Source organism: Neisseria sp. P0021.S005, assembly GCF_051956955.1.
Genome location: NZ_JBQCWY010001005.1, coordinates 1 through 430, shown reverse-complemented (window position 1 = coordinate 430; position 430 = coordinate 1). Strand labels below are relative to the sequence as shown.

At 55.8% G+C, this 430-nt stretch carries 1 pseudogene; it reads right to left on the bottom strand.

Annotation, left to right across the window (positions count from 1 at the left end):
* Nucleotides 1-121: 121 nt before the first annotated feature.
* Nucleotides 122-430: pseudogene (locus ACTHUE_RS20600) on the bottom strand (hypothetical protein); the annotation flags it as partial.

Genomic DNA, 430 nt, shown 5'->3' with positions numbered 1-430 from the left:
ATTTCATGATTAGGAAAGTCAAGATTAAAATCGATCCGGCGCAATAAAAAAACAAAACCGCCGCGAAATCCGAAAGGATTCCGCGGCGTGACTGCTTAAGGAGTTTTTTAAATTGCCCAGATCAGTCAGACGGCATTTCGAGCGTGCGGCTAAACCAGAGGGCAATAAGCGTACACAGGGCGCCCGACATGAGGTAGATGCCGACCGCGAAAAGGCCGAATTTGGACGAAAATCCGAGCGCCACGAGCGGCGCGAAGCCGGCACCGATCAGCCAGGAAATGTCCGAGGTCAAAGATGCGCCGGTGTAGCGGTACTCGCGGCTGAAGCGGGAGGCGAGCGCGCCACCCGCCTGACCGAAGGACAGGCCCAGCAGCGAGAAGCCGATCAGCACGAAAAGATAACGGCCGATATCACCGGAACTGAGGAGAAC